At 70.0% G+C, this 24,743-nt stretch carries 24 protein-coding genes; 11 read left to right on the top strand and 13 right to left on the bottom strand.

Translation table 11 applies throughout. The annotated features are described in order from the left end of the window. Window positions 1-68: 68 nt before the first annotated feature. The 4 genes from P0W64_RS04875 to P0W64_RS04860 all read right to left on the bottom strand — a co-directional run bounded on the left by P0W64_RS04875 (window position 69) and on the right by P0W64_RS04860 (window position 4,463). A complete protein-coding gene (locus P0W64_RS04875; protein ID WP_275478940.1) occupies window positions 69-773 on the bottom strand; it encodes a response regulator transcription factor in 705 nt (234 codons plus the stop codon). Between the two features lie 153 nt (window positions 774-926). Then, window positions 927-1,928 (bottom strand): ketol-acid reductoisomerase, encoded by a 1,002-nt coding sequence (ilvC, locus tag P0W64_RS04870; protein WP_275478978.1) that lies wholly within the window; start codon window positions 1,926-1,928, stop codon window positions 927-929. A 73-nt stretch (window positions 1,929-2,001) separates the two neighbouring features. Next, complete coding sequence (gene ilvN, locus P0W64_RS04865; RefSeq protein WP_275478939.1) at window positions 2,002-2,505, bottom strand: acetolactate synthase small subunit; 504 nt, start codon at window positions 2,503-2,505, stop codon at window positions 2,002-2,004. Next, complete coding sequence (locus P0W64_RS04860) at window positions 2,502-4,463, bottom strand: acetolactate synthase large subunit (protein WP_275478938.1); 1,962 nt, start codon at window positions 4,461-4,463, stop codon at window positions 2,502-2,504. Before P0W64_RS04860 ends, ilvN begins: the two co-directional genes overlap by 4 nt. Before the next feature lie 294 nt (window positions 4,464-4,757). Between P0W64_RS04860 and P0W64_RS04855 the strand changes: the two genes are divergently transcribed. Next, on the top strand, window positions 4,758-5,297 hold the full coding sequence (locus tag P0W64_RS04855; RefSeq protein ID WP_275478937.1) for a PH domain-containing protein: 540 nt from the start codon (window positions 4,758-4,760) through the stop codon (window positions 5,295-5,297). Between the two features lie 25 nt (window positions 5,298-5,322). Further along, on the top strand, window positions 5,323-7,164 hold the full coding sequence (ilvD, locus tag P0W64_RS04850) for a dihydroxy-acid dehydratase (RefSeq protein WP_275478936.1): 1,842 nt from the start codon (window positions 5,323-5,325) through the stop codon (window positions 7,162-7,164). Window positions 7,165-7,231: 67 nt separating this feature from the next. Here the strand turns inward: ilvD and P0W64_RS04845 are convergent, their stop codons facing one another. After that, on the bottom strand, window positions 7,232-8,482 hold the full coding sequence (locus P0W64_RS04845; RefSeq protein WP_275478935.1) for a DoxX family membrane protein: 1,251 nt from the start codon (window positions 8,480-8,482) through the stop codon (window positions 7,232-7,234). An 88-nt stretch (window positions 8,483-8,570) separates the two neighbouring features. Here P0W64_RS04845 and P0W64_RS04840 point away from each other — a divergent pair, with 88 nt between their 5' ends. Next, window positions 8,571-9,701, top strand: coding sequence for a PQQ-dependent sugar dehydrogenase (locus P0W64_RS04840; protein ID WP_275478934.1), 1,131 nt, complete (start codon window positions 8,571-8,573; stop codon window positions 9,699-9,701). Between the two features lie 4 nt (window positions 9,702-9,705). Here P0W64_RS04840 and gatB read toward each other — a convergent pair whose 3' ends face one another. After that, window positions 9,706-11,199: an Asp-tRNA(Asn)/Glu-tRNA(Gln) amidotransferase subunit GatB gene (gatB, locus tag P0W64_RS04835; protein WP_275478933.1), complete on the bottom strand. Its 1,494-nt coding sequence runs from the start codon at window positions 11,197-11,199 to the stop codon at window positions 9,706-9,708. Window positions 11,200-11,331: 132 nt separating this feature from the next. Here gatB and P0W64_RS04830 point away from each other — a divergent pair, with 132 nt between their 5' ends. From P0W64_RS04830 to P0W64_RS04820, 3 genes are all read left to right on the top strand, one after another. Beyond that, on the top strand, window positions 11,332-12,177 hold the full coding sequence (locus P0W64_RS04830) for a helix-turn-helix transcriptional regulator (RefSeq protein ID WP_275478932.1): 846 nt from the start codon (window positions 11,332-11,334) through the stop codon (window positions 12,175-12,177). Window positions 12,178-12,316: 139 nt separating this feature from the next. Then, the gene (locus P0W64_RS04825) at window positions 12,317-13,258 is read left to right on the top strand and encodes an alpha/beta hydrolase (protein WP_275478977.1); all 942 of its coding nucleotides are present in this window, start codon (window positions 12,317-12,319) and stop codon (window positions 13,256-13,258) included. Then, complete coding sequence (locus P0W64_RS04820) at window positions 13,255-14,472, top strand: MFS transporter (RefSeq protein ID WP_275478931.1); 1,218 nt, start codon at window positions 13,255-13,257, stop codon at window positions 14,470-14,472. The genes P0W64_RS04825 and P0W64_RS04820 overlap by 4 nt, the downstream gene beginning before the upstream one ends. A 39-nt stretch (window positions 14,473-14,511) precedes the next feature. On the opposite strand, the gene P0W64_RS04815 is transcribed toward P0W64_RS04820, so the two are convergent. After that, on the bottom strand, window positions 14,512-14,880 hold the full coding sequence (locus P0W64_RS04815) for a MerR family transcriptional regulator (protein ID WP_275478930.1): 369 nt from the start codon (window positions 14,878-14,880) through the stop codon (window positions 14,512-14,514). Between the two features lie 47 nt (window positions 14,881-14,927). Here P0W64_RS04815 and P0W64_RS04810 point away from each other — a divergent pair, with 47 nt between their 5' ends. Next, window positions 14,928-15,860, top strand: a complete 933-nt coding sequence (locus tag P0W64_RS04810) for an NAD(P)H-binding protein (RefSeq protein WP_275478929.1) — start codon at window positions 14,928-14,930, stop codon at window positions 15,858-15,860. Here the strand turns inward: P0W64_RS04810 and P0W64_RS04805 are convergent. The 3 genes from P0W64_RS04805 to P0W64_RS04795 are packed head-to-tail and all read right to left on the bottom strand — an operon-like array spanning window position 15,830 to window position 18,832. Further along, window positions 15,830-16,867 carry an ATP-dependent 6-phosphofructokinase gene (locus P0W64_RS04805; protein ID WP_275478928.1) on the bottom strand — a complete coding sequence of 346 codons (1,038 nt, stop codon included), beginning with the start codon at window positions 16,865-16,867 and terminating at the stop codon, window positions 15,830-15,832. The genes P0W64_RS04810 and P0W64_RS04805 overlap by 31 nt on opposite strands. Window positions 16,868-16,926: 59 nt before the next feature. Further along, window positions 16,927-17,583: a response regulator transcription factor gene (locus P0W64_RS04800; RefSeq protein WP_275478927.1), complete on the bottom strand. Its 657-nt coding sequence runs from the start codon at window positions 17,581-17,583 to the stop codon at window positions 16,927-16,929. A 10-nt stretch (window positions 17,584-17,593) separates the two neighbouring features. Then, entirely contained in the window at window positions 17,594-18,832 is a 1,239-nt protein-coding gene (locus tag P0W64_RS04795; protein ID WP_275478926.1) for a histidine kinase, read from the bottom strand. Between the two features lie 158 nt (window positions 18,833-18,990). On the opposite strand from P0W64_RS04795, the gene P0W64_RS04790 reads away from it, so the two are divergent. From P0W64_RS04790 to P0W64_RS04775, 4 genes are all read left to right on the top strand, one after another. Continuing rightward, window positions 18,991-19,578 carry a hypothetical protein gene (locus P0W64_RS04790; RefSeq protein WP_275478925.1) on the top strand — a complete coding sequence of 196 codons (588 nt, stop codon included), beginning with the start codon at window positions 18,991-18,993 and terminating at the stop codon, window positions 19,576-19,578. Beyond that, a complete protein-coding gene (locus P0W64_RS04785) occupies window positions 19,575-20,882 on the top strand; it encodes an alpha/beta-hydrolase family protein (protein ID WP_275478924.1) in 1,308 nt (435 codons plus the stop codon). The genes P0W64_RS04790 and P0W64_RS04785 overlap by 4 nt, the downstream gene beginning before the upstream one ends. 40 nt (window positions 20,883-20,922) lie before the next feature. Further along, complete coding sequence (locus P0W64_RS04780; RefSeq protein ID WP_275478923.1) at window positions 20,923-21,402, top strand: Rrf2 family transcriptional regulator; 480 nt, start codon at window positions 20,923-20,925, stop codon at window positions 21,400-21,402. A 70-nt stretch (window positions 21,403-21,472) separates the two neighbouring features. Next, complete coding sequence (locus tag P0W64_RS04775) at window positions 21,473-21,904, top strand: carboxymuconolactone decarboxylase family protein (protein WP_275478922.1); 432 nt, start codon at window positions 21,473-21,475, stop codon at window positions 21,902-21,904. Between the two features lie 43 nt (window positions 21,905-21,947). Here P0W64_RS04775 and gatA read toward each other — a convergent pair whose 3' ends face one another. The 3 genes from gatA to P0W64_RS04760 all read right to left on the bottom strand — a co-directional run bounded on the left by gatA (window position 21,948) and on the right by P0W64_RS04760 (window position 24,678). Continuing rightward, the gene (gene gatA / locus P0W64_RS04770; RefSeq protein WP_275478921.1) at window positions 21,948-23,438 is read right to left on the bottom strand and encodes an Asp-tRNA(Asn)/Glu-tRNA(Gln) amidotransferase subunit GatA; all 1,491 of its coding nucleotides are present in this window, start codon (window positions 23,436-23,438) and stop codon (window positions 21,948-21,950) included. 2 nt (window positions 23,439-23,440) lie between these two features. Then, window positions 23,441-23,737 (bottom strand): Asp-tRNA(Asn)/Glu-tRNA(Gln) amidotransferase subunit GatC, encoded by a 297-nt coding sequence (gatC, locus tag P0W64_RS04765; protein WP_275478920.1) that lies wholly within the window; start codon window positions 23,735-23,737, stop codon window positions 23,441-23,443. A 65-nt stretch (window positions 23,738-23,802) separates the two neighbouring features. Then, the gene (locus P0W64_RS04760; protein WP_275478919.1) at window positions 23,803-24,678 is read right to left on the bottom strand and encodes a zinc-binding dehydrogenase; all 876 of its coding nucleotides are present in this window, start codon (window positions 24,676-24,678) and stop codon (window positions 23,803-23,805) included. Window positions 24,679-24,743: the final 65 nt, after the last annotated feature.

The raw sequence follows: 24,743 nt of genomic DNA, 5'->3' as shown, positions 1-24,743 counted from the left end.
CCCGGCTCGCAGCTCCGTTACACGAAGCGCGACCTACCGAGGCCCACGGCCGTGCGCTGCGGCAGCGCTCATTCCCCGTCCGGCTGGTCCACGGGCTCCCCACCGTCTGTGCGCAGCCGGTAGCCGACTCCGCGCAGGGTGTCGATGGTGGAGCGGCCGAACGGAGCATCGATCTTTCTGCGCAGGTACCGGATGTACACCTCTACGACGTTCTCGGTTCCCTCGTAGTGCGCATCCCAGACATTGCGCAGGATGTCGGACTTCGTGACCACGGCTCCGGCATTCCGCACCAGATAGTGCAGCAGCCCGAACTCCCTTGCAGTGAGCGTGATCTCGGTGTCACCACGGAATACGCGATGGCTCTGCGGATCGACGGTGAGATCGCCGGCCGCGAGCACCGTCGGCCGCTCGGGCGCGCCGCGGCGCAGCAGGGCACGCAGCCGCGCGACGAGGACTACGAAGGAGAACGGCTTGGTGAGGTAGTCGTCGGCGCCGAGGTCGAACGCGTCCGCCTCGTCGTACTCGCCGTCCTTCGCAGTGAGCATCAGCACCGGCGTCCACACCCCGCGCGTGCGGAGGGTGCGCAGCACCTCGTACCCGCTCAGCCCCGGGAGCATGATGTCGAGCACTATGACGTCGAACGGGTCCTCGGTCGCGCGCCACAGCCCGTCGGGGCCGTTCGTCTCGCATTCGACGACGAAGCCTTCGAGCTCCAGTCCGCGACGGACGGTGTCCGCGAGCCGCTCCTCGTCCTCGACCACCAGTACCCGCATGCGCCCACCCTAGAGGGCCCGGTACTCGCCGGCGGACAGGTCCGCAGCGCACGGGATGTGCGGCGGCGACCGAGTGCCGGCTGTAGCGCCCCCCGGGACGCAGAGGCCCCGCCGAGCCGGGCGGCTCGACGGGGCCCGTGATACGCGGTGCGACTAGGCGGTCTCGGTGATGGGCCGGTCGACCCAGCTCATCAGGTCGCGCAGCTTCTTCCCGGTGACCTCGATCGGGTGCTCGGCGTTCTCCTTGCGGAGACCCTCGAGCTCCTTGTTGCCGCCCTCGACGTTGGCGACGAGGCGCTTCACGAACGTGCCGTCCTGGATGTCCTTCAGGATGTCGCGCATACGCTGCTTGGTGTCGGCGTCGATGACGCGCGGACCGGAGAGGTAGCCGCCGAACTCCGCGGTGTCGGACACCGAGTAGTTCATGCGCGCGATGCCCCCCTCGTACATCAGGTCGACGATCAGCTTGAGCTCGTGCAGGACCTCGAAGTACGCCATCTCGGGGGCATAGCCCGCCTCGACCATGACCTCGAAGCCCGTCTTCACCAGCTCCTCGGTGCCACCGCACAGGACGGCCTGCTCGCCGAACAGGTCGGTCTCGGTCTCCTCCTTGAAGGTGGTCTTGATGACGCCGGCGCGCGCGCCGCCGATGGCCGCGGCGTAGGACAGCGCGAGCGCCTGACCCTCGCCGGTCGGGTCCTGGTCGACGGCGATGAGCGCCGGGACGCCCTTGCCGTCGACGTACTGACGGCGCACGAGGTGGCCGGGGCCCTTGGGCGCGACCATCGCGACGGTGACGCCCACCGGCGCCTCGATCAGCTTGAAGTGGATGTTCAGGCCGTGGCCGAAGAACAGCGCGTCGCCGTCCTTCAGGTTCGGCTCGACGTCCTCCTTGAAGATCTTCGCCTGCGCGGTGTCGGGCGCCAGCAGCATGATCACGTCGGCCCACTCCGAGACCTCGGCGGGGGTGCCGACGGTGAGGCCCTGCTCCTCCGCCTTCACCCGCGACTTCGAGCCCTCCTTGAGGCCGATGCGCACGTCGACGCCGGAGTCGCGCAGGCTCAGCGAGTGCGCATGCCCCTGCGAGCCGTAGCCGATCACGGCGACCTTCCTACCCTGGATGATCCCCAGGTCGGCGTCGTCGTCGTAGAACATCTCCACTGCCACTTGTCTTGCTTCCCTTCGTTTTTCGATTAGTGTGCGCCGAGTCCGGCGCTCTCGAGACCCGCTAGCGGGTGGCCGTCATCGACTTGGGCCCGCGGCCCAGCGCGATGACGCCCGACTGTGCGATCTCCCGGATCCCGAACGGATCGAGCACCGTGAGCAGCGCATCGAGCTTATCGGGCGTGCCCGTCGCCTCGATGGTGACCGAGTCGGGCGACACGTCGACGATCTTCGCGCGGAACAGGTCGACGGTGGAGGTGACCTGGCCACGGGTGGTGGCGTCCGCGCGCACCTTGATGAGCATGAGTTCTCGCGCCACCGAAGCACCGTCGTCCTGCTCGACGATCTTGATGACCGAGACCAGCTTGTTGAGCTGCTTGGTGACCTGCTCGAGCGGTAGCTCGTCGACGGTCACGACGATCGTCATGCGGGACACGCCCTTGAGCTCGGTGCCGCCGACGGCGAGGGACTCGATGTTGAATCCGCGCCGCGAGAACAGGGACGCAACGCGTGCGAGCACGCCGGGACGGTCCTCGACGAGTACCGACAGGGTGTGGGTGGTGCTCATTCGCCTGCCTCCTCGGCGCGCTGCTCCATCGCCGCGTGGATGACGGCGGGCTCTTCGACCGCGTCGTCCTCGTCGAACAGCGGCCGGATGTTACGGGCCGCCATGATCTCGTCGTTGCCGGTTCCGGCGGCGACCATCGGCCACACCTGCGCGTCCGCGCCCACGATGAAATCGATGACGACGGGCCGGTCGGTGACAGCGCGCGCCTCGGCGATCGCCTCGTCGACGTCCTCGGCGCGCTCGCACCGGATGCCGACGCAGCCGAGTGCCTCGGCCAGCTTGACGAAGTCCGGGATGCGGCGCGAGTGGGTCGAGAGGTCGGTGCTGGAGTAGCGCTCCTCGTAGAAGAGGGTCTGCCACTGCCGAACCATGCCCAGGTTGCCGTTGTTGATGATCGCGACCTTGATGGGCAGACCCTCGATCGCGCAGGTCGCGAGCTCCTGGTTCGTCATCTGGAAGCAGCCGTCACCGTCGACCGCCCAGACCTCCTTGTCGGGTGCGGCGGCCTTGGCACCCATCGCGGCCGGCACGGCGTAGCCCATGGTTCCCAGGCCGCCGGAGTTCAGCCACGTGCGCGGCTTCTCGTACTTGACGAACTGCGCCGCCCACATCTGGTGCTGGCCGACACCCGCGCAGTACACGGCATCGGGCCCCGCCGCGAGACCGAGCCGCTCGATGACGAACTCGGGATTGAGCGACCCGTCGGTCGCCGGCGTGTACGCGAGCGGGTACGTGTCCCGGACGCCGTCCAGGTACTCCCACCATTCCGTGAGGTCCGGGGCGGGCACGGTCGCCCGGTCCTCGGCGATCGCGGCGAGGAGCTCGACGATGACCTCCCTGCAGTCGCCGACGATCGGCACGTCGGCGAAGCGGTTCTTGCCGATCTCCGCCGGATCGATGTCGGCGTGGATCACCTTGGCGTCGGGCGCGAACGAGTCGAGCCGCCCGGTCACCCGGTCGTCGAACCGCGCGCCGAGCGTGACCAGCAGGTCCGACCGCTGCAACGCGGCCACGGCACCGACGGTGCCATGCATGCCCGGCATACCCATGTGCTGCGTATGGCTGTCCGGGAACGCGCCGCGCGCCATCAGTGTGGTGACGACGGGGATGCCGGTCAGCTCCGCGAGTTGCAGCAGTTCCGGTGCGGCCTCGGCCTTGATGACGCCGCCGCCGACGTACAGAACCGGGCTCTTCGCAGCGGCGATGAGCCGCGCGGCCTCCCGGATCTGCTTGCCGTGGGGTTTGGTCACGGGGCGGTAGCCCGGCAGGTCGAACTGCGGGGGCCACGCGAACACGGTCTCCGCCTGCAGGATGTCCTTCGGGATGTCGACGAGGACCGCGCCCGGACGGCCGCTCTCGGCCAGGTAGAAGGCCTCGGCGATGATCTGTGGGATCTTCGCGGCATCGTTCACCAGGAAGTTGTGCTTGGTGATGGGCATCGTGATGCCGGAGATGTCGGCCTCCTGGAACCCGTCCGTGCCGATCAGTCCGCGGGCGACCTGCCCGGTGATCGCGACGACCGGCACCGAGTCCATCTGGGCGTCGGCGAGCGGAGTGACCAGGTTGGTCGCACCCGGACCGGACGTGGCCATGCAGACGCCGACCTTGCCGGAGACCTGTGCGTAGCCGGTCGCGGCGTGACCCGCGCCCTGCTCGTGCCGGACGAGAACGTGCCGCACCTTCTGCGAGTCGAGAAGCGGGTCGTACACCGGCAGGACCGCACCGCCGGGAATGCCGAAAACGGTGTCCACACCGAGCTCCTCGAGGGAGCGGACCACGGACTGCGCCCCGGTGACGCGCTCGGGAGCGATGGTGCGCGCGCCACTGAGCGTGGGGTGGACCGACTCCCCTACGTGGTTCTTGTGCGGGGCAGCGGGATTCCCGCCGGGGACTCCGGCGGAAGGCTTACGGGCCCCGGGCTTCTGCCCTGGGTGGGGCCGAGCGGTTGGTGCGCTCACGGCTGGACCTTCTCGTTGTGGACGGTGTGCGGTTGTGGTTTCGACGCCTTGTCACGCGGGCGGTCATCCGGGCAACAAAAAACCCTCGTCAGCGGATGGCTGAGCGAGGGTGGCGCGTCGAGGGGGTGTGAAACGGATGCAACCGGTTCAGGCGACGACGCGCCGACCGATTACGAGGAGCTGTTCGCTGTGCTTCACGCTGCCCAAATTAGGCCTGTGCGTCACCTCGAGTCAAACCGATGGGCCGGCCATCCCACATCGTGGGAATCACTGCCATCGTGCGACAATGCGGTCATGAGCCCCAGCCGTGCCCCACGCACCACCACCGTCACGACCGATCACACCGCGGACACCGCGGTGCCGGTGGGCAGCGGCAACCGCGTGGTGTTCAAGCACCCGGCCATCACGCTGTTGGGAATCGCTCTGTTCGCCGTCTGCTTGATCCCGGTCGCGGGCCCGTGGCTGATCGGTCAGGCGATCACTGATGGCGGCGGCGGCACCGGGGTGTCGTGGGTCGGCTGGCTCCTGCTGCTGATTCCGCTGGCGATGGCGGCCTGGATCCTGCGGGTACGCACCGTCGTCGAGCCCGGCTCGCTGAAGTCCGTCCGCCTGTTCGGGGCCACCACGATGAAGTGGGAGGACGTCCGCGGGATTAGAATCGCTCGTAACGGCGCTGTATACGCGGTACGCGTCGAAGCTCCCGAGGTCCGGCTACCCGCCGTCACCTTCGGGCAGTTGCCCCGACTGTCGATCGCCAGCGGAGGCCGTGTCCCGGACCCCACCGGCACCGCTTCGAGCGCGGAGCCCGCGGACACCCAGCCCGGTAAGAACTGATTTCTGCAAGAAGTTAAGAGGCACCATGCCACCCCTTCGTTCACGCACCACCACCGTCGGCCGCAACGCCGCAGGCGCTCGCTCGCTGTGGCGCGCCGCCGGCCTCACCGACAGCGATTTCGGTAAGCCCATCGTCGCGATCGCCAACTCGTACACACAGTTCGTGCCCGGCCACGTGCATCTCAAGGATGTCGGGGAGATCGTCGCCGAGGCCGTGAAGGCCGCCGGCGGCGTGCCCCGGGAGTTCCACACCATCGCCGTGGACGACGGCATCGCGATGGGCCACGGCGGCATGCTCTACTCGCTGCCCAGCCGCGAGATCATCGCCGACTCCGTCGAGTACATGGTCAATGCGCACACGGCCGACGCGCTCGTGTGCATCAGCAACTGCGACAAGATCACGCCCGGCATGCTCAACGCCGCGATGCGCCTCAACATCCCGACGGTGTTCGTGTCCGGCGGACCGATGGAGGCGGGCAAAGCGGTCATCGTGGACGGCATCGCGAAGGCCCCCACCGATCTCATCACCGCGATCTCGGCATCCGCCAACGACTCGATCGACGAGAAGGGCCTCGGCGAGGTCGAGCGCTCCGCCTGCCCCACCTGCGGGTCGTGCTCGGGCATGTTCACCGCCAACTCGATGAACTGTCTCACCGAGGCGCTCGGGCTCGCGCTGCCCGGCAACGGCTCGACACTGGCCACCCATGCGGCGCGGCGCGCGCTCTTCCAGCGCGCCGGCAGCGTCGTCGTCGAGGCGGCGCACCGCTACTACCGGGAGGGCGACGAGTCGGTGCTGCCCCGCAACGTCGCGACGCCGAAGGCCTTTCGCAACGCGATGGCGCTCGACGTCGCGATGGGCGGCTCGACCAACACGGTCCTGCACACTCTCGCCGCAGCGCAGGAGGGTGAGGTCGACTTCGACCTGAGCACGATCGACGAGATCAGCCGCCGCGTGCCGTGCCTGTCCAAGGTCTCGCCCAACTCCGATTACCACATGGAGGACGTCCACCGGGCCGGCGGAATCCCCGCCATCCTGGGCGAGCTGCGTCGTGCCGGGCTCCTCGACTCGGACGTCCACACCGTGCACACGCGGGATTTCGACGAATGGCTCGACACCTGGGACATCCGGTCCGGCAAGGCCTCCGACGAGGCGATCGAGCTGTACCACGCGGCCCCGGGCGGTGTGCGCACCGTTGTGCCGTTCTCGACGTCGAACCGCTGGGAGAGCCTGGACACCGATGCGGCCGGCGGTTGCATCCGTGATGTCGAGCATGCGTACACCGTCGAGGGCGGGCTGTGCGTGCTGCGCGGCAACATCGCGCTCGACGGCGCGATCCTCAAGACCGCGGGCATCGACGAGGAGTTGTTCCACTTCGAGGGCCCGGCCTTCGTGGTCGAGTCCCAGGAGGAGGCCGTGTCGGCGATCCTCGGCAAGAAGATCCAAGCCGGCGATGTCGTGGTCGTGCGGTACGAAGGCCCGAAGGGTGGCCCGGGCATGCAGGAGATGCTGCACCCGACCGCTTTCCTGAAGGGGGCCGGCCTCGGCAAGGTGTGCGCGCTGATCACGGACGGGAGGTTCTCCGGCGGGACGTCGGGCCTGTCCATCGGCCACATCTCGCCCGAGGCGGCGGCCGGTGGCGTCATCGGCCTGGTGGAGTCAGGCGATCGGATCCGCATCGACGTCGCGACCCGCGCGTTGGAGCTACTGGTCGACGATGACGAGTTGGGCCGCAGACGCGCCAAGATGGAGGCGTCCGAGCGTCCGTGGCAGCCCGTCGACCGGCAGCGGACGGTCACCACGGCACTGCGCGCCTACGCCGCGCTGGCGACCTCCGCCGACCGTGGCGCGGTCCGTCACGTGCCGTGATCGGAGCGGACTGAGAACGCGAGAACGGCGGCCGAATCCTCGGCCGCCGTTCTCGCGTCTTACCGACCTAGTGCTTGACCAGCGGGTTGGCGCCGTTGAAGAGGACCCAGATCACGATGCCCCCGGCGATGCCGAGGAGTAGCCAGAGCACCGAGCCCGCATGCGGGCGCCGTGCCCAGCCGCGCCCATAGTCGAGGGCGATGCGTCCGGGCCCGGACAGGATGACGACTGCGGCGGCGACCCCGAGCAGCAGCTCGAACTCGATTCCTCCCTGACCGGCGAAGAACTGGAAGCCGTTGCCGCCGCCGGTCAGCTTGAACAGTGACGCGACGACCATCACGCCGACGACACCGGACGCCGCTATCGGTGTGAGTACGCCGACCACGAGCATGACGCCCGCGCCGAGCTCGATGACGCCGTTGGCGATGGCCAGGATGTGCGTGTAGTGGTGGAACCCGAGCGCGGGGTTGTCGGAGTTCTCCAGCATCTGCTGCATGCCGCGGATGCCGGACCCGCCCCACACGCCGAACAGGTGCTGTGCGCCGTGGGCGCCGATGATCGCGCCGACGGCCAGCCGCAGGAGCAGCAGGCCGACGTCGGTGGTCCCCCGCTTGGACGCGCGCTTCGCGGCCTCCAGCTCGTCGGCGGGCCCCGCGAAGCGCCGGGTTCGCCGGCCGTCGGGCGCGGGCTCCGGCTCGGGGACGACGGCGCCCTCCGCCTCGGCACGGGCCTGGGCTGCGCGCTCCCGGCCGCGGCGACGGTTGTGCACGCGGCCGAACTCGTCGGGATCGACGGCCGACGCCGTGGACGCGGTCGGGGTGGCGGGGATGGCCTCCGTCGCCGCTTCGGGGCCACTGAAGGGGAGGCCGCCCGGGGACGTATCGGGGACGCTGTGTGCAGTGCCCGGACCAGCTCCGTGACCGGCGTCCGGGCCGGTAGAAGGAAGGACGGGCTCGGTGGGCTCGGACGACGGCTCCGGCGCACCCGACGGGCCGGTTCCGTAGCGCCCGAGGGCGGGCTGCGCCACCGTCGGATCCGACTGCCCGATCCCCGGCTCCTCGCCGTACGCACCCGCGGCGTCACCGTGGCCCGACGGCTGCGACTCGCCTCGGACACGCGGCAACACCGGCCCACCGATGCCGGTATCCGAGTCGTCGTGCGGGTCGAGGACCCGCCCCAGCTCGGAACTCTCGCCGAACCTCGGAAGCTCACCTGTGGGCCGGTCCATCGGTGACCCCGCGCCCCCTTCACGGGTTCCGGGGGCGCCTGATACGTCCCGCTCGGGCGGGACCTGCTGCGATCCGTCCTTGTCGCTCACGCCCACCAGGGTAGAGGGAAGGTGAGCCCAGGTTCGGGACCGAACCGCGGTCCGAGCCGATCATTAGGCGATCGGTACTGTTGCGGGCATGACGGACGGAGGACCGCCCCGGCGGCGCATGCGGCTCCCGGCCGCAGCCGCCTCCGCAGTCGCCGCCGCCCTCGTAGTGTCCGGGTGCGCCGACTTCAGCGGCAGCGAGGCCGCCCCGTTCAGCCTCGCGCCGACGGGCGAGGAGACGACCACCACGCCCCCGCCGACGTCCACCAGCTCCGCACCGAAGCCCAAGGGACCCTGCATCGACCAGGACACCGCGGTGATCGCAACGTGCCTGACCGACCCGATGACCGTGCTGTCGACCCAGACCACCGAGAACACGTACGTCGCGCAGCGCGGCGGCGACATCGTCTACACCACCACCGACGAGCCGAACGCTGTGATCGGGCACGTCGACGTCGACACCTCCACCGACGGCGGCCTCATGTCCATCGCGCTGTCGCCCTATTACGCGGAGGACCGGCTGATCTACGCCTACATCACGACGCCGAGCGACAACAGGGTCGTACGGTTCACGCCGGGCGACGCCCCGAAGCCCATCCTGACGGGGATACCGCGCGGTGCGTCGGGCAACGTGGGCTCCCTGCTGTTCACATCGAACGGCACGCTCGTCGTAGCAACGGGCAATGCGGGCGACCCGGCGGCCGCTGCCAACCCCGCATCACTGGCGGGCAAGGTCCTGGCGATCGACTCGCCGACGGCGGTGTCGCCCGCCCGGCCGCGGCAGATCGCGACCGGCGTCGGGTCGCGCGCCAGCCTGTGCCAGGAGCCGTCGGGTGGACCGGTGTTCGTCGCCGAGCGGGGCGCGGACTCGGACGTCCTGCGTGCGGTCACCCCCGGAGGCGGGGCGCCGTCGGTGGTGTGGACGTGGCCCGCCAAACCGGGACTGGACGGGTGCGCCGTCACCGGAAGCAACGTGTACGTGAGTGAGCAGTCCGGACCGCAGGTGGAGTCGGTGCGGCTCAAGCGCGGCACGACGACGGCCGACGCGGAGCCGGGCAAGGTGCTCGGAGACAAGTACGGCCGGATCGGCCGTCTCGCGACCGGCCCCCAGGGCGTGGTCGAGGGTGCCACGCGCAACAAGGCCGGCGGCAGGCCGGTCCCGACCGACGATCGTGTCGTGCTGATCCCGAGCGGCAGCTCCGCCGGCGAGAGCCCGGACTGACGCTCTAGGAGCAGGCCTCCAAGACCAGCTCGCGGACGCGGGCCGCGTCGGCCTGCCCGCGCGTCGCCTTCATGACATCACCGACGATCTTGCCTGCGGCCTGGACCTTGCCGCCCTTGATCTTCTCGACGATGTCGGGGTTGGCGGCGAGTGCGTCGTCCACAGCCTTCTGCAGGGCGCCGTCGTCGCGGACGACCTCCAGCCCACGCGCCGCGACCACCTCGTCGGGCTCACCCTCCCCGTCGAGTACTCCGACGATCACCTGCTGCGCCAGCTTGGCCGTGAGCCTGCCCTCGTCGACCAGCGCGATGACCCGCGCGACCTGCGCCGGCGTGATGGTCAGGGCGGGCAGCTCGACCTCGCGTGCGTTGGCCTGCTGCGGTAGGAAACCACCCCACCACGAACGGGCCGCATCCGGCGTGGCACCGGCGTCGACCGTGGCGATGATGGCGTCGATAGCGCCGAGGTTCACGAGGTCTCGCATGACCTCGTCGGACAGACCCCAGTCGGCCTGGATGCGGGCGCGACGCAGCCACGGCAGCTCGCCGATGGTGCCACGCAGCTCCTCGACGAGCCCGGCCGGCGGGGCGACCGGAGCAAGGTCCGGATCGGGGAAGTAGCGGTAGTCCTCGGCAGTCTCCTTGGGGCGTCCGGCGGTCGTGGTGCCGTCGCCCTCCTGGAAGTGGCGGGTCTCGAGGACGACCTCGCCGCCAGCGTCGAGCACCGCCGCCTGCCGCTGCATCTCGTAACGCACCGCGACCTCGACCGAACGCAGCGAGTTCACGTTCTTGGTCTCGGTCCGCGTACCGAACTCGCTGCGCCCCTTGGGCTTCAGCGACACGTTGGCGTCGCACCGCATCGAGCCCTGATCCATGCGCACATCCGAGACACCGAGGCCGGCGAGCAGGTCTCGCAGGGCGGTGACGTAGGCGCGGGCGATCTCGGGCGCCCTGACCCCCGCGCCCTCGATGGGGCGGGTCACGATCTCGACGAGCGGCACGCCCGCGCGGTTGAAGTCGAGCAGCGAGTGCGACGCGCCGTGGATGCGACCGGTCGCCGAGCCGATATGCGTCGACTTGCCCGTGTCCTCCTCCATGTGCGCGCGCTCGATCTCTACGCGCCACGTCGTGCCGTCCGCCAGCGGGACGTCGACGTAACCGTCGTATGCGATCGGCTCGTCGTATTGGCTGATCTGGTAGTTCTTCGGCTGGTCCGGATAGAAGTAGTTCTTCCTCGCGAAGATCGACGACGGACGGATCGAGCAGTTCAGCGCCAGGCCGATGCGGATCGCGGACTTCACCGCCTCGTCGTTCACCACCGGCAGCGCACCCGGCATACCCAGGCACGTCGGGCACACCTGCGTGTTCGGCTCGGCACCGAAGGCGGTCGGGCACCCGCAGAACATCTTGGTCGCGGTACCCAGCTCGACGTGCACCTCCATGCCCATCACCGGCTCGAAACGGTCGACGACGTCGGCATAGTCAAGAAGGTCGCTCATGCGCAACAGTCTATCCATCGGCCTCGGGCGTCCGTCGATGCGCTCGGCGGTGCCGACACACCCCACCCACACGAGGAGGGTGCCACCGACAGGGGCAGGCTACTTCCGCGCGGAGCAGCCAGACTCGAAGCCATGAGCAACGAAACCGCGCCCACCCTCGGAGCGTTCCTGCGGTCCCGCCGGGCCGCGATGGACTCAGGCGAGCTGGGGCTCGCGAGTCACGGCCGCCGGCGAGTCCCTGGTCTGCGTCGCGAGGAGTTGGCAGACCTGGCAGGCGTGTCCGTGAACTACCTGACCCGACTGGAGCAGGGTGCGGCGGTCAACGCATCCGAGTCCGTGCTGACCGCGCTCGCGCGTGCGCTCCGACTGTCCGAGGTCGAGCGGCTGCATCTGCTCGAGCTGGCGCGCCCGTCCGGCGAACGCGCAGCCCCGCACGACCGTCACGGCGTCGGGTTCACCGGGGTGCGACAGTTGGTGGATGCCATGGACGTACCCGCTGTCGTGCTCTCGCGGAACCAGGACGTCCTGGCATGGAATCGCCTGGGGCACGCCGTTATCGCGCCGCACACCGACTTCGATGCGGTCGACTCCGTCACACCCCCGAACAAGGTCCGCCAAACGTTCCTCGACCCCGAGGTGCGGTCACTGTACGTGGACTGGGAATTCGAGGCCGAGCTCGCGGTCGCATCCCTGAGGTGGGTCGCCGCTCAATTCCCCGACGACGAGGCGCTGCGGGGACTGCTCGGCGAGCTGGCGCTCGACCGCGACTTCGCGCGACTGTGGGCCCTACACGCCGTCGAACTCTGCACCAGCGGCCCGAAGTCCTTCAACCATCCGTGGGTGGGACGAATGGTGCTGTGCTACCAGATGCTTCATCTCCCCGAGTCGGACGGTGCTCGGATGATCGCGTTCAGCGCCGCGCCCGGGAGTCCGGACCACGACGCCCTCGCCCTGCTCCGCCGCAGGGTGGCGCCCTGACCCGCCGCGCCTGACCGCCCGGGTCCGGTCCCGGAACCCAGTCACCAGGGAAATACGCCCCTGGCACCCCGTTGTGCCCGAAACACGTTCGGGCACAACGATCAACGCAGATGATATCCAATAGAGAGAAAGAGTGAACATGCCCCTGCATCCGCAGGCCGCCGCCCACCTGGCCGCCACGGCGGGCGCGCCGCCCGTCGATACCATGTCTGTCGAGGAGGTGCGCCGCGCGATCCGCGGGTACCTGACACTGCAGCACCCGGCGCCGTCCGTGACCGAGGTCCGGCACACCTACATCGTCGGGCCCGGATCGTCGCTGCCGCTGCGGATCTACCGCGACGGGACGCCGGGAGGCCCGGTCGTCCTGATGCTGCACGGCAGCGGTTTCGTGGCCGCCGACATCGAGGTCAGCGACGAACCCGCCCGTATCCTGGCGCGCGACACCGGGTACACGGTGGTGACCCTCGACTACCGGAAGGCGCCGGAGAACCCCTACCCCGCGGCGCTCGACGACGCATGGGCCGCTCTCGAGTGGCTGGCGTCGGGTGCCCTCGACGCGCCCGCGGCACCTCACCTCGAGGTGGAACCCACTCGGATCGTCGTGGTGGGTGACAGTGCCGGCGGGACGCTCGCAGCGAGCCTCGTGCAGCGCGCGCGGGAGCGGGGCGGACCGACGATCGCTGCGCACGCGGTCCTCTATCCACCGCTGCGGCGGGGCGGCTACGTCGATCTCGATCCGGCAGAGGTCGCCCTCGCGCCCGCGGAGATGGACTGGTTCTGGGATCGTTACCTGCCGCCGGGCGCACCCGACGGCGCGGTTCCACTGGAGGGCAGGGACTTCACCTGCCTGCCACCGGCTTTCGTAGCCACCGCCGAGTACGACGTGCTGCGCGCCGACGGCGAACGCTACGCGGAGGTCCTGCGGGCGGCGGGCGTCCCGACCCGGCACGTCGAGTACCCCGGCACCCTGCACGGCTTCTTCTGGATGGACGCGGTGCTCGACTCCGCCCGCGATCTGCAGCGCGACCTGGCAGCGTGGATCACGGATACCATGCGTGAGCTCGGGGAGCGTGCGGCATGAGCGCATCCATGTCGTCCCGCCTGCATCCGGGCCTACTCGCACTGGCGCTGGGCGGTTTCGGGATCGGGCTCACCGAGTTCTCGATCACCGGGTTACTCACGGACGTGGCCGGCGACCTCGGCGTGAGCATCCCCGCCGCGGGCGGGCTGGTCACCGCGTACGCCCTGGCGGTAGTGGTGGGCGCGTTCACGGTGACGCTGCTACTCGTGGGCCGGCCGCCCAAGGTGGCACTAGAGATCCTGCTCGTACTCTTCGTCGTCGGCAATGTGCTGTGCGCCGTCGGCCCGACCTACGAGGCCGTGATGGCCGGCCGCGTGGTCGCGGCGCTGTGTCACGGAGGCTTCTTCGGCATCGGCGCGGTGCTCGCGGCCCGCCTCGTGACGCCCGAACGCCAGGCATCCGCGATCGCGCTCATGTTCGCCGGATTGACCGTGGCCAACGTGCTCGGCGTCCCCGCTGGTACCGCGCTCGGCCACCGGTTCGGCTGGCGCGCAACGTTCGTCGCGGTTGCGGTGGTCGGCGTGATCGCGTTGGCCGGTATCGCGCTCGCTGTGCCCGCCCTGCCCGCCGAGCCCACGTCCGTGTCCGAGCAGCTGCGCGTGCTGGCGCGGCCGGCCGTGGTGGTGGCCTGTGCCACGACAGCGCTCGTCTTCGGCGGGCTGTTCGGCGCGTTCACCTACATCGAGCCTCTGCTGCGCGACGTCACCGGCTACGGCTCGAGTGCGATCCCCTGGCTACTCGTGCTCTTCGGGCTCGGCCTGTTCGCCGGGAACCTGCTGGGCGGGCGCCTGGCGGACCGTGACGCCGATCGCGGCCTGATCACCTTCGCTTGCCTGCTGCCGTTCGCGACCGCCCTGGTGGCACTGTTCTCCGGCTCGAAACCGCTCGTCGCGCTGGCGCTCTTCCTCATGGGTGCAATCGGATTCGCAACGGTGCCCGCGCTTCAGATCCGGGTGCTGCGCCACGCCGGTACGGCAACGCTCATCGCATCGTCCGCCAATATCGCGGCATTCAACCTGGGCAACGCCGTCGGCGCACAGCTCGGCGGTGTCGGAATCGGCACCGGCGGAGGGCCCGTCAGTCCGGTCTGGATCGGCGCCGGTATCAGCGCCGTCGGCGCGCTCGTCGCGGCGATCAGCATCGCGGGCGAGCGCCGCCGCCGTGCGCCCCGAGCCGGCCTCGCCGTACGCACGGAGCCGTCTGAGACCCGCTAGAGAAGGCCTTCCGCCCGCCGAAGCGTCCGTGCGCCCGGATCAATCACGGACGAACTGCGTGCAGTCCGGGCAGTCGTCGAGGTAGCGATGCCGACACTCCGCAGCATGCCGCAGGAAGGTGATCGCCTGCAGCCGCTGGGCGATCTCGCCTTCGAGAACGGCGATCTTCTCGTGCACCACCGACTGGGCCGCCTCCTTCTGTGGCGCCATCGCGGCGATCACCTCGGGAAGCGACAGCCCGACTCGCCGCAGCTTCTGCACGGTGCGCGCGTGCTCGACGGCGCGATCGTCATAGATGCGGTATCCGTTGGCATCCCGCGGCACAACGAGCGCTCCCACGTGCTCCCAATGCCGGAGCACGTGGGTCTCGACGCCTAGAGATGTCGCGACTTGGCCGATGGTCAGCATCACACTTCCTTGCCTTCACGTCGACCTTAATCTCTAGTCTCGCGGTTATGCCCGACCCCATCGAGACCGAAGTCCCCTCCCGGCCGTCGATCCTCGTCACCGGAGCGACAGGAACCCTCGGACAGGAGGTGGTCCACCGGCTCGTGCGACGCGGCGTCCCCGTTCGCGGCCTGAGCCGGGCACAGCCCGAACGACGGCCAGGAGTCGAATGGACGGTCGGCGATCTGACGGATCCGGTGGACATGAGCAGGGCCCTAGCCGGGGTGGATGCCGTGTTCCTGGTATGGCCGCTGCTCGATCCGGCGCCTGCGCGCGAGGTCGTGAAAGTGCTCTCCGGAGCGGACCGTCGGGTGGTCTACGTCTCCTCGACCGCGATCGATGACAACGCCGCCAGGCAGAGCGATCCGATCGTCCAGACGCACGCCGACATGGAGGCGATGCTGAGCCAGGCCGGTCTGCGTCCCGTCGTGCTGCGCAGCGACACCCTGGCGGCCAACGCTCGCGGGTGGTCGGCGCAGCTGCGCGACGGAGACGACGTGTACGGCCCGGACATCGCGCGGACGGCCGTCGTCGACGAACGGGACGTCGCAGACGCTGCCGAGGCCGTGTTGCTCGCGCCGCCGGACCGTCTCGATCGCGGACCACATCTGCTGACCGGCCCCGAGCTCATCACCCGCGCAGAACAAGTCCATCGTCTCGGCGCCGCGCTTGGGCGCCCACTGAGATTCCACCCGTCGACGGCGAACGCGACGAAGCAACGGATGCTCGCGGACGGCCGTCCGGAACCTCTGGTACAGGCCCTGATCACCGCCTCGACGCACAGGCCCGACTCGGATCTGGTCACCGACCACCTGGAACGGTTGACAGGTCACCCCGCGGGAACGTTCGCGCAGTGGGCCGCCGACCACGCCGCCGAGTTCACGCCTCCGAACACCGACCGCGGGACGGATCAGCCGAAGAACGCCGCAGCGTCGTCGTAGCGTTCCCTGGGCACCCGCTTGAGCTGGCTGACCGCTTCGCCCAGCGGCACGAGGCCGATGTTCTGGCCCTGCAGCGACACCATCACGCCGTGGTGCCCCGCATGTGCGGCGTCGGCGGCGTTGACGCCGAAACGGGTCGCCAGGACCCGATCGAACGCGGTCGGGGTGCCCCCGCGCTGGACGTGGCCCAGCACCGTCGTCCGCACCTCCTTGTTGATGCGCTTCTCGATCTCGACGCCGAGCTGATGCGCGACCCCCGTGAAGCGCTCGTGTCCGAATTCGTCGACGCCACCCACGCGCAGCTCCATCGAGCCCTCGGCCGGCTTGGCCCCCTCGGCGACGACCACGATGAAGCTCGAGTGTCCGCGCTGGAAGCGGCGCTTGATGCGCCGGCACACCTCCTCGACGTCGAACGGCACCTCGGGTATGAGGATCATGTGCGCGCCGGCAGCGAGACCGGAGTTCAACGCGATCCAGCCCGCATGCCGACCCATAACCTCGACCAGCATCACGCGCTGATGGGACTCCGCCGTCGAGTGCAGCCGGTCGATCGCGTCCGTCGCGATCGTCAGCGCAGTGTCGAAGCCGAAAGTCACGTCGGTGCGGTCGATGTCGTTGTCGATGGTCTTCGGGACCCCCACCACCGGAACGCCCTCCTCCGCGAGCCACGACGCCGCGGTGAGCGTGCCCTCCCCGCCGATGGGGATGAGCACATCGATCCCGTTCTCGTCGAGGGTCTCCTTGATCTGGTCGAGGCCCGCGCGCAGCCTGTCCGGGTGGGTGCGGGCGGTGCCCAGCATCGTCCCACCCTTGGTGAGCAGGCGATCGTTGCGCTCGTCGTCGTCGAGCTGGATCCGGCGGTTCTCCAGCAGCCCGCGCCACCCGTCCTGGAAGCCGACGACCGACGACCCGTAGCGCGACGCGGATGTGCGCACCACGGCGCGGATGACGGCGTTCAGCCCCGGACAGTCGCCGCCGCCGGTGAGGACTCCGATTCTCGAGCTCATGAGAGACCATCTTCCCGGGCCGCGCTCACCGTGTCATCGCGAACACGCGTCATCGCTGGTCAGCTCGGGCGCACGACGCCCGTCTCGTACGCGTAGACCACGGCCTGCGCGCGATCGCGCAGGCCCAGCTTGGCGAGGACCTTGCTCACGTGTGTCTTCACCGTCTGTTCGGACACGAACAGCTGCTCCGCGATCTCGAGGTTGGACCGCCCGGCCGCAACGGCCTCGAGCACCTCCCGCTCGCGCGGGGTGAGCGAGTCGAGCTCGGGTGGCGGGGTACGTCGACGCGATCGCGCGGCGGTTACCTCGGTGATCAGGCGCTTGGTCACCGACGGCGCGAGCAGGGCCTGCCCCTCGTGGACCACGCGGACGGCCCGGACCAGTTCCTCGGCCGGCGCGTCCTTCAGCATGAACCCCGACGCGCCGATACGCAGCGCCTCGTACACGTAGTCGTCGATGTCGAACGTGGTGAGCATCAGGACCCGGGTCTCGGGGTGACGCTGCAGAATCGTCGCCGCCGCCTCGAGGCCGTTCATAACCGGCATGCGCACGTCCATGAGCACCACATCGGGCCGCAGGCGCGCGACCTCTCCGACGGCGATCTTCCCGTCCGGGGCATCACCGATGACGGAGATGTCGGTCTGCGCGGCGAGCAGCGCCCCGAAACCCTGGCGCACCATCGCCTGGTCGTCTGCGATGAACACGGTGATGGCCACGCGGTCGACCCTAGTGGGCCGGACCCGCGACCGGGAGCACGGCACGCACTGCGAATCCGCCGTCGGGCCGGGGCGTGGCGACGAGCGATCCGCCGGCCGCGTGCGCTCGCTCCACCATTCCGGGGATCCCATGCCCGAGCCCGGGGCCTCCGAGGTCGGCGGTCGAGACGGCGGGACCGTTCTCGATACGGACGTTGAGCTGGTCACCGTCGGTGGTGAGCGCGACAGTGATCGCCGAGCCCTGTGCGTGCCGCGTCGCATTCGCGATCGACTCCTGGACGATGCGGTATGCAGCGAGCGCCGTGGCCTCGGCGACGTGGGCGCCGCCCGGCACGGGGAGATAGTCGACGGAGATCCCGGCCGCTCGGGTGCCCTCGATCATGTCGTCGATCGCCTCCAGCCCGGGAGCGGGGGCGTGCTCGGCCCGCTGGTCCTCGAGCCGCAGGACCCCTAGCAGGCTGCGTACCTCGCCCAGCGCTTCGCGGGCCGACGTAGCGATGCCGTCGAACTCGGCCAGAGCTGCGGGCGCGAGCCCGGGCACGCGGTAGCGCGCGGTCTGCGCCTGGACCACGACCAGCGACATCCGGTGCGCGACGATGTCGTGCAGGTCTCGGGCTATCCGGGTGCGCTCCTCGAGGACTGCGCGGCGGGCACGCTCGAGATCGGTCACCTCCTCCTGCTCGGCGAGCCGCGAGCGGGACGCGAGGACCAGACGCAGCAGCATACTCACCACGAGCATCGCCGAGAGCCCGGCGACCCAGCCCCCGCCCGTTCCCGGCTCGGCGCACCAATAGAACAGCATGCACGTCGCGGCCCACGCACCCAGCGCCTCGGCCACCGGCCTGCGGACGTACATGAAGAAGGTCAGCACCAGCAGCACGATGATGTGCGGCACCTGCAGGTGCCAGTGCCAGTCGGGCATGGGGTCGAATACGACGGACACCACGGCCGCCGTGGCTGCCGAGACGCCCCAGCCGATGCGTGGCTCCTGCCACGCCAGCGCCACGGGCAACACCGACAGCCCGCTCACGATCGGGAGCAGCGCCGCGGAGACCTGTAGCTGGAACGGCAGGGTCGGCCACGCCACCGCGAAGAGGATCAGGGCGGCGACGAGGAAGAGCCAGTTGGACTTCCGCGCAAGATATGCACCCAGCAGGGTCTGGTGCAGCGCGCTGCCCGGCGCGTCGGCGCGAGCCTCGAGGTAGCGCCCGACGCGGTGCGCGTCCTTGGCGAGGTGGACCATCTTCATGGCAAGAACCGTATGCCGCCGCGCCGCGGTGCGTCCTCATACTTTCGAGGGAGATACCTCCGGGTGAGCCGCCGCACCCCGTGGGGGCGGGCTACGGGCCCCCGGTTCGCTCCCACGATGGATCCGCCCGTGGTAGCCGTGTTCATAGCGTTCGAGGCATGCGAAAGACACTGCCTCTCACAGCAGCCGCCGTCCTGGCAGCAGGCCTCGCCACCGCGACACCGGCCGCCGCCGATTCGATACGCGGCGTAGTGGCCGAGGATCCGGGTGCCGCGGCAGCTGTCCGCGCCGTGTCCGCCACCGGGGTGCCGGCCGCGTCGCAGCTTGCGGCGTTACCAGCGGATTTCGCCGCAAAGGAGGGGTACACCCCGGTCGCACGCCGATTCGTGCTTCGTGCCGACGGCGGGTGCTCGGCTCCGTTCGGCACGATCGCCCTCATTCCCGCAGCTCTCGACGATCCCTGCCGCGCACATGATCTCGGCTACGACCTACTGCGGTATGCGGACGCGAGGGGGCACCCGCTGGGCGCGTGGGCGCGCCGAGCGGTCGACGACGCCTTCGCTCGGCGTGCTCGCGCGGCATGCGCTTCCATGCCCGACGGTGAGCACGCCACCTGCCGACGGGCCGCCGCCGTCGCCGTGGCAGCCGTGCGTGTGAACTCCTGGCGTCAGCGCGACGCCGCGCCTCGGCCGGAATCCGCTGCGGGACTTGTCGCGAGCTGGCTCACGGGAGGCGGGAGATGGTGAGCGAGCGCCGAGAGGGCGCGAGCCCGCTCCCCCGCGCGGGTACGAGCCTCGGCTACGCAGCAGGCGCGCTGGCCGCTCTCTACCCGGGCATGCTGCCACGTCCGGTATGGATTCAGTGCGTGCTGATCCTGATCCTCGGTGGGATCGGAGCCGCCACGGTCGGATCGGTTCGCCACGTGTGGCGACGTACGGGGATACAGATGCGCACAACGGCTTTCGCCCTTTCTACGGTCGCCGTGACCGCGGCCGCCGCCGGGTGGACCGGGTGGCAGGACAGCTTGCGCGCGGTCGCCGGCCTAGCGCACGTATCGGTGCTCGACGGTCTCGGCGTGTGGTTCTGCGCAGCGGTGATCCCCATCGGCGCCCGCCTGACCGCGTCCCGTCTGACCGAGATCGCACAGCGCCGCAGGAGTTCGCATCCGCCGATGTCGCTGTGGGGCCGCGATCTCCGCCACCGCGTCGTCGTCGTGGCACTGGCGACCGCGGTCGTGGCGTGGCCGGCGGGCGCGGTATCGTCCGCGGCGCGGGCCGATACCACCACTCCCACCTCTCCGGGCTCCCGGTTCGCGGCCATCTCCTCGGCCGAACCCGGTGTGCGAGTGTATATCCCGCTGGATGCGGGCGCCACGCCGCAGGCCAGAGCGGACCTCGCGGTCACGCATCTCATCGCCGCGGGCGGCCTTACCCGGCGCGCCGTCGTGATCGCGGTGCCGACCGGTTCGGGCTGGGTCGATGCGCATGCGGTGACCGGGACGGAGTCGGTGCTCGGTGGCGACGTCGCCGTCGTCGCGGTGCAATACGCGGCGATGCCCAGCTGGCAGGCCTTCCTACTGCATCGAGATGCAGCGACCGCGACCTCGGATGCGTTGGTGGAAGCCCTCGCTCGTCGCCTCCCGCCCGGCCACCCGCCGGTCTACCTGTTCGGCCAGAGCCTCGGCGCCGTCGGTGCGCTGGCGGCTGCTGAGCGGGCGCGCGTCGTCGGGCTGTCGATTGCGCGGGTCTTGGTGTCCGGTCTTCCAGCGTCCTCCGGGTCCCACCCGGAGCGACGAACTCTGCTACAGGCCAACGACTCCGACCCCGTGGCGATCTGGAAGCCGGCGCTAGCGTGGACGCCTGCGCACGCCGATGTCAGCCGCGGACTCGGCGGCGCGCCTCTCCCCCGACCGGCATGGGTGCCGGGCCTGTCGTTCCTGCAGACGACTGTCGACCTGCTCGGGGCGACCGCGCAGCCGGTCGGTGTCGGTCATCGCTACGACGAGCGCCAGGGTTCAGCCCTCGTGGCACCTGTTGCACCTACCCTCTAACCGGGATATCGTCTATCCGGGTTAATGAGGAGGGCTCGGCATGCGGATGAGCGAGGGGGTCGAATGGGCGGCCCACGTATGCGTTCTGCTGGACTGGCTGAATCAGGGAGAGCTCACCCCGGTCCCCGCCGGCAGGCTGGCCGAGGCATACGACCTGCCCGCCGCGTATCTGGGCAAGCAACTGCAGGCACTCACCCGCGCTGGGATCACCGAGTCGGTTCCGGGAAGATACGGCGGCGTCCGCCTCGCCCGGCCCGCCGCATCAGTCACGCTCATGGACGTGGTCGCGGCGATCGAAGGCCCCGAGGATGCGTTCTCCTGCACCGAGATCCGGCAGCAGGGAATGAATTCGGGTAACCCGCCGAGGGACTTCGCGCAACCATGTGGCATCGCCCACGCGATGCGCTCGGCCGAACTCGCCTGGCGGCGGGAACTCGCGGAGACCTCGATCGCCGACCTCGTCGCGGCAACGCCGACACGCGTAGCCGACGGCGCGCGCCACTACTTCCAGCGCGCCTGACGCTGCGATACGGCCGTTGTGGACCAACCCTGTTCAGCAATTCTGATACGCGAGTAACCAAGGAGAAGTCATGGCCCGCACTTCCGGATTCACGTCCTCACCCGACACCTACCGCGCGCTCGTCGAACTGGACACGCGCCTCGGGGAATCCCTGGGCGCCGTGCTCTACGACCTCGTCAAGCTGCGAGCTTCGCAGATCAACGGCTGCGCCTTCTGTGTCGACATGCATTCCACCGACCTGGGTAAGCAGGGTGTCCCAGTCCGCACGATCAACGGCGTCGCCGCGTGGCGCGAGACCCCGTTCTTCGACGAGACCCAGCGCGTCGCGCTGGATTTCGCCGAGCGACTGACGGGCGGTGTCGACGAGATCCCGGCCGACCTGTGGGACGAGGCGGGTCGCCTGCTGGGCGAGACCAGGCGTACCGACCTGATCGTCGCCGTCGGTGCCATCAACACCTGGAACATGCTGGGCATCACGACACATCTGCAGCCCGCACCCTGAGTCGCGGCGGCGAGCGCTCGCGGGGCGCCTGTCCCAGGCCGGCTTACGCGACGGGACCGCGCGCGGCCTCGTAGGCGGCGCCGACCCGGTAGAGTCTGTCGTCCGCCTGCGCGGGCGCCAGGATCTGCAGACCGACGGGCAGACCGTCGTCGGCGGACAGGCCCGACGGGACCGACATGCCGCAGTGCCCGGCGAGGTTGGTGGGTAGCGTGAACAGATCGAACAGATACATCGCCAGCGGATCGTCCACCTTCTCCCCCAGGACGAATGCCGTGGTGGGCGTGGTCGGCGAGACGATGACGTCCACCTTCTCGTACGCGGCGGCGAAGTCTCGCGAAAGCAGGGTCCGTACCTTCTGCGCACTCCCGTAGTAGGCGTCGTAGTAGCCGGAGCTCAGCGCATACGTGCCGATCATGATGCGGCGCTTGACCTCCGGGCCGAACCCCGCCTCGCGCGTGAGCGCCATGACCTCCTCGGCGGAGTGCGTGCCGTCGTCACCGACCCGCAGGCCGTAGCGCATGGCGTCGAAGCGCGCCAGATTGGAGGAGACCTCGGAAGGCAGGATGAGGTAGTACGCCGCGAGGGAGTACGCAATGGTCGGCAGGCTCACCGGGACGACCTCCGCGCCCAGCTCGCGCAGCTGCGCGACGGCGGCGTCGAACGACGCCTGCACGCCCGCGGAGACGCCCTGCCCCTCGGCGAACTCCTTGACCAGGCCGACCCGGACGCCGGCCAGGTCGCCGGTCGCGCCCGCGAGCGCGGCGGCGACCACGTCCGGCGGGGCCGCGTCCAGCGAGGTCGAATCCTTGGGGTCGTGCCCAGCGATGACGGTGTGCAGCAGCGCCGTGTCGAGCACGGTACGGGCGCACGGTCCGCCCTGGTCGAGGGACGACGCACACGCCACCAGGCCGTAGCGGCTGACCGCGCCATACGTGGGGCGGACACCGACGGTGGCGGTCAACGATGCCGGCTGCCTGATGGATCCGCCCGTGTCCGTGCCGATCGCGAGTGGTGCGGTGTACGCGGCGAGCGCCGCCGACGAACCGCCACCCGAACCTCCCGGCGTGCGGGAGGTGTCCCACGGGTTGCGGGTCGGACCGTAGGCGGAGTTCTCCGTCGAGCTGCCCATGGCGAACTCGTCCATATTGGTCTTCCCCAGGATGGGAATGCCGGCGGCGCGCAGCTTGGCCGTCACGGTCGCGTCGTACGGCGGCTTCCATCCCTCGAGAATCCTCGACCCGCACGTGGTGGGTGCATCAGTCGTCGCGAAGACGTCCTTGAGCGCGAGCGGGACACCGGCGAGCGGCGACGGTGTGTCGCCGCTCGCGATCGCGGCGTCGGCGGCACGCGCAGCCTTCAGTGCGGCCTCGGATGAGACGTGCAGATAGGCGTTCAGGTCGCCGTCCACCTCACCGATCCGGTCGAGGTGCGCCTGTGTGACCTCCTCGGAGGAGACCTCGCGGGACGCGATCTTGGCGGCCAGATCGGATGCGCTGAGGGCCGTGAGCCCGGCGGGGGTACGCAGATCGGTCACGTTCACTCCTCGCCCAGGATGCGCGGCACGGCGAAGCGATCCCCCTCGACGGCGGGCGCGCCGGACAGCGCCTGCTGCGGAGTGAGGCCGCCGGCCGGAACGTCGGGGCGCCCTGCGTTGACGTTGCCGACGGGCAGTGTGAGCGGCTCGACGTCGGCGTCACCGAGCTCGGTCACCACCTTCACGTGCTCGAGGATCGAATCGAGCTGGCCCGCAAAGGTGTCCAGCTCCTCTTCGGTGACGGCGAGGCGCGAGAGTCGCGCCAGGTGCGCGACCTCGTCCCGGGAGATGGCAGACATGACTGCCAGTCTATGGGACGAGGTAGCGACGGATGCGATGCAGTGGGCGGCCCAGCCGTGGGCGCCTAGGTGGTCAGCACTACGCGGCCGCGGCCGCCAGGGCGTCCCGCCTCTTCGAGCGCGTCCGCGAACCGCTCGAGCGGCACCGTCGACCGCACGCGGGCCGCAAGCACGCCGTCGGCGACGAGGCCGAGCAGCTCGCGGGTACGCGCACCGTCGGGCACCACGGAGACCGCCGCGACCCGCACACGGTCCGACGTGGGCGTCGCCGAGGGGAGCACACCCACATAGACGCCGCCGTCGGCCACCGCCGCCACAGCCGGGTCACCGAGCGCAGCGGCGTCCAGAACGGCGGCGTAACCGTCCCCGACCCCGCCCGGGGCCGACGCCGCGCCCGCGGCGAGCACCACCTCTCTGTCCGAGGGCCGGGCGTAGGCCGCGACCCGCCAGCCGGCACGCGCGGCGAGGGTCACGGCATAGAGCCCGACGGCGCCGGCCGCGCCGGTCACGAGGAGCTCGCCGTCCGGTTCCCCGAGCAGGTCGACCGCCTGCGCGGCGGTGAGTGTGTTCAACGGCACACTGCCCGCCGCGACGACGTCCAGGCCCTTGGGTACCGGGGCGACCGCCGCTTCGGGGACTGCGACGTACTCGGCGAACGAGCCGCGCTCGGTCCCCGGGACGAGCCCGGCCACCGTCGTACCCGCGGCGATCGACGTATCCGGTGCGGTTGCGACGACCTCGCCCGCGAAGTCCCAGCCGAGCTCGAGCACGGCGTCCGGCGCGGTCCAGCCGATCCGGCGTGGCAGTCCGTCCGCGGTCTGCACGTCGATGGGGTTCACGGCAGCCGCCGCTACGCGGACCACCAGCTCGCCTGCCCCGGCTTCGGGGATCGGGCGGTCGAGGAACTCTGGGACGTCCTCGGTCATCACCACTGTCTTCATGTGCAGCCTCCCTTGCGATCGATGTTGTCGCACCAGCATCGTGGCGCTACTCTCCATTGGGAAGT

The sequence above is a fragment of the Tsukamurella sp. 8F genome, from assembly GCF_029167375.1.
Classification (GTDB): Bacteria; Actinomycetota; Actinomycetes; order Mycobacteriales; family Mycobacteriaceae; genus Tsukamurella.
Note: the sequence above shows the minus strand (reverse complement) of the source record. Positions and strands in the feature narration are given on the sequence as shown.

Excerpts from the sequence above, each read along its gene's own strand:
- ilvC (WP_275478978.1), bottom strand. The coding sequence starts at position 1,928 with ATGTTCTACGACGACGACGCCGACCTGGGGATCATCCAGGGTAGGAAG.
- ilvN (WP_275478939.1), bottom strand. The coding sequence starts at position 2,505 with ATGAGCACCACCCACACCCTGTCGGTACTCGTCGAGGACCGTCCCGGC.
- P0W64_RS04795 (WP_275478926.1), bottom strand. The coding sequence starts at position 18,832 with ATGAAGATGGTCCACCTCGCCAAGGACGCGCACCGCGTCGGGCGCTAC.
- P0W64_RS04790 (WP_275478925.1), top strand. The coding sequence starts at position 18,991 with ATGCGAAAGACACTGCCTCTCACAGCAGCCGCCGTCCTGGCAGCAGGC.
- gatB (WP_275478933.1), bottom strand. The coding sequence starts at position 11,199 with ATGAGCGACCTTCTTGACTATGCCGACGTCGTCGACCGTTTCGAGCCG.
- P0W64_RS04760 (WP_275478919.1), bottom strand. The coding sequence starts at position 24,678 with ATGAAGACAGTGGTGATGACCGAGGACGTCCCAGAGTTCCTCGACCGC.
- P0W64_RS04820 (WP_275478931.1), top strand. The coding sequence starts at position 13,255 with ATGAGCGCATCCATGTCGTCCCGCCTGCATCCGGGCCTACTCGCACTG.
- P0W64_RS04825 (WP_275478977.1), top strand. The coding sequence starts at position 12,317 with ATGCCCCTGCATCCGCAGGCCGCCGCCCACCTGGCCGCCACGGCGGGC.
- P0W64_RS04855 (WP_275478937.1), top strand. The coding sequence starts at position 4,758 with ATGAGCCCCAGCCGTGCCCCACGCACCACCACCGTCACGACCGATCAC.
- P0W64_RS04805 (WP_275478928.1), bottom strand. The coding sequence starts at position 16,867 with ATGAGCTCGAGAATCGGAGTCCTCACCGGCGGCGGCGACTGTCCGGGG.
- P0W64_RS04830 (WP_275478932.1), top strand. The coding sequence starts at position 11,332 with ATGAGCAACGAAACCGCGCCCACCCTCGGAGCGTTCCTGCGGTCCCGC.
- P0W64_RS04875 (WP_275478940.1), bottom strand. The coding sequence starts at position 773 with ATGCGGGTACTGGTGGTCGAGGACGAGGAGCGGCTCGCGGACACCGTC.
- gatC (WP_275478920.1), bottom strand. The coding sequence starts at position 23,737 with ATGTCTGCCATCTCCCGGGACGAGGTCGCGCACCTGGCGCGACTCTCG.
- P0W64_RS04775 (WP_275478922.1), top strand. The coding sequence starts at position 21,473 with ATGGCCCGCACTTCCGGATTCACGTCCTCACCCGACACCTACCGCGCG.
- P0W64_RS04840 (WP_275478934.1), top strand. The coding sequence starts at position 8,571 with ATGACGGACGGAGGACCGCCCCGGCGGCGCATGCGGCTCCCGGCCGCA.
- P0W64_RS04815 (WP_275478930.1), bottom strand. The coding sequence starts at position 14,880 with ATGCTGACCATCGGCCAAGTCGCGACATCTCTAGGCGTCGAGACCCAC.
- P0W64_RS04810 (WP_275478929.1), top strand. The coding sequence starts at position 14,928 with ATGCCCGACCCCATCGAGACCGAAGTCCCCTCCCGGCCGTCGATCCTC.
- P0W64_RS04780 (WP_275478923.1), top strand. The coding sequence starts at position 20,923 with ATGCGGATGAGCGAGGGGGTCGAATGGGCGGCCCACGTATGCGTTCTG.
- ilvD (WP_275478936.1), top strand. The coding sequence starts at position 5,323 with ATGCCACCCCTTCGTTCACGCACCACCACCGTCGGCCGCAACGCCGCA.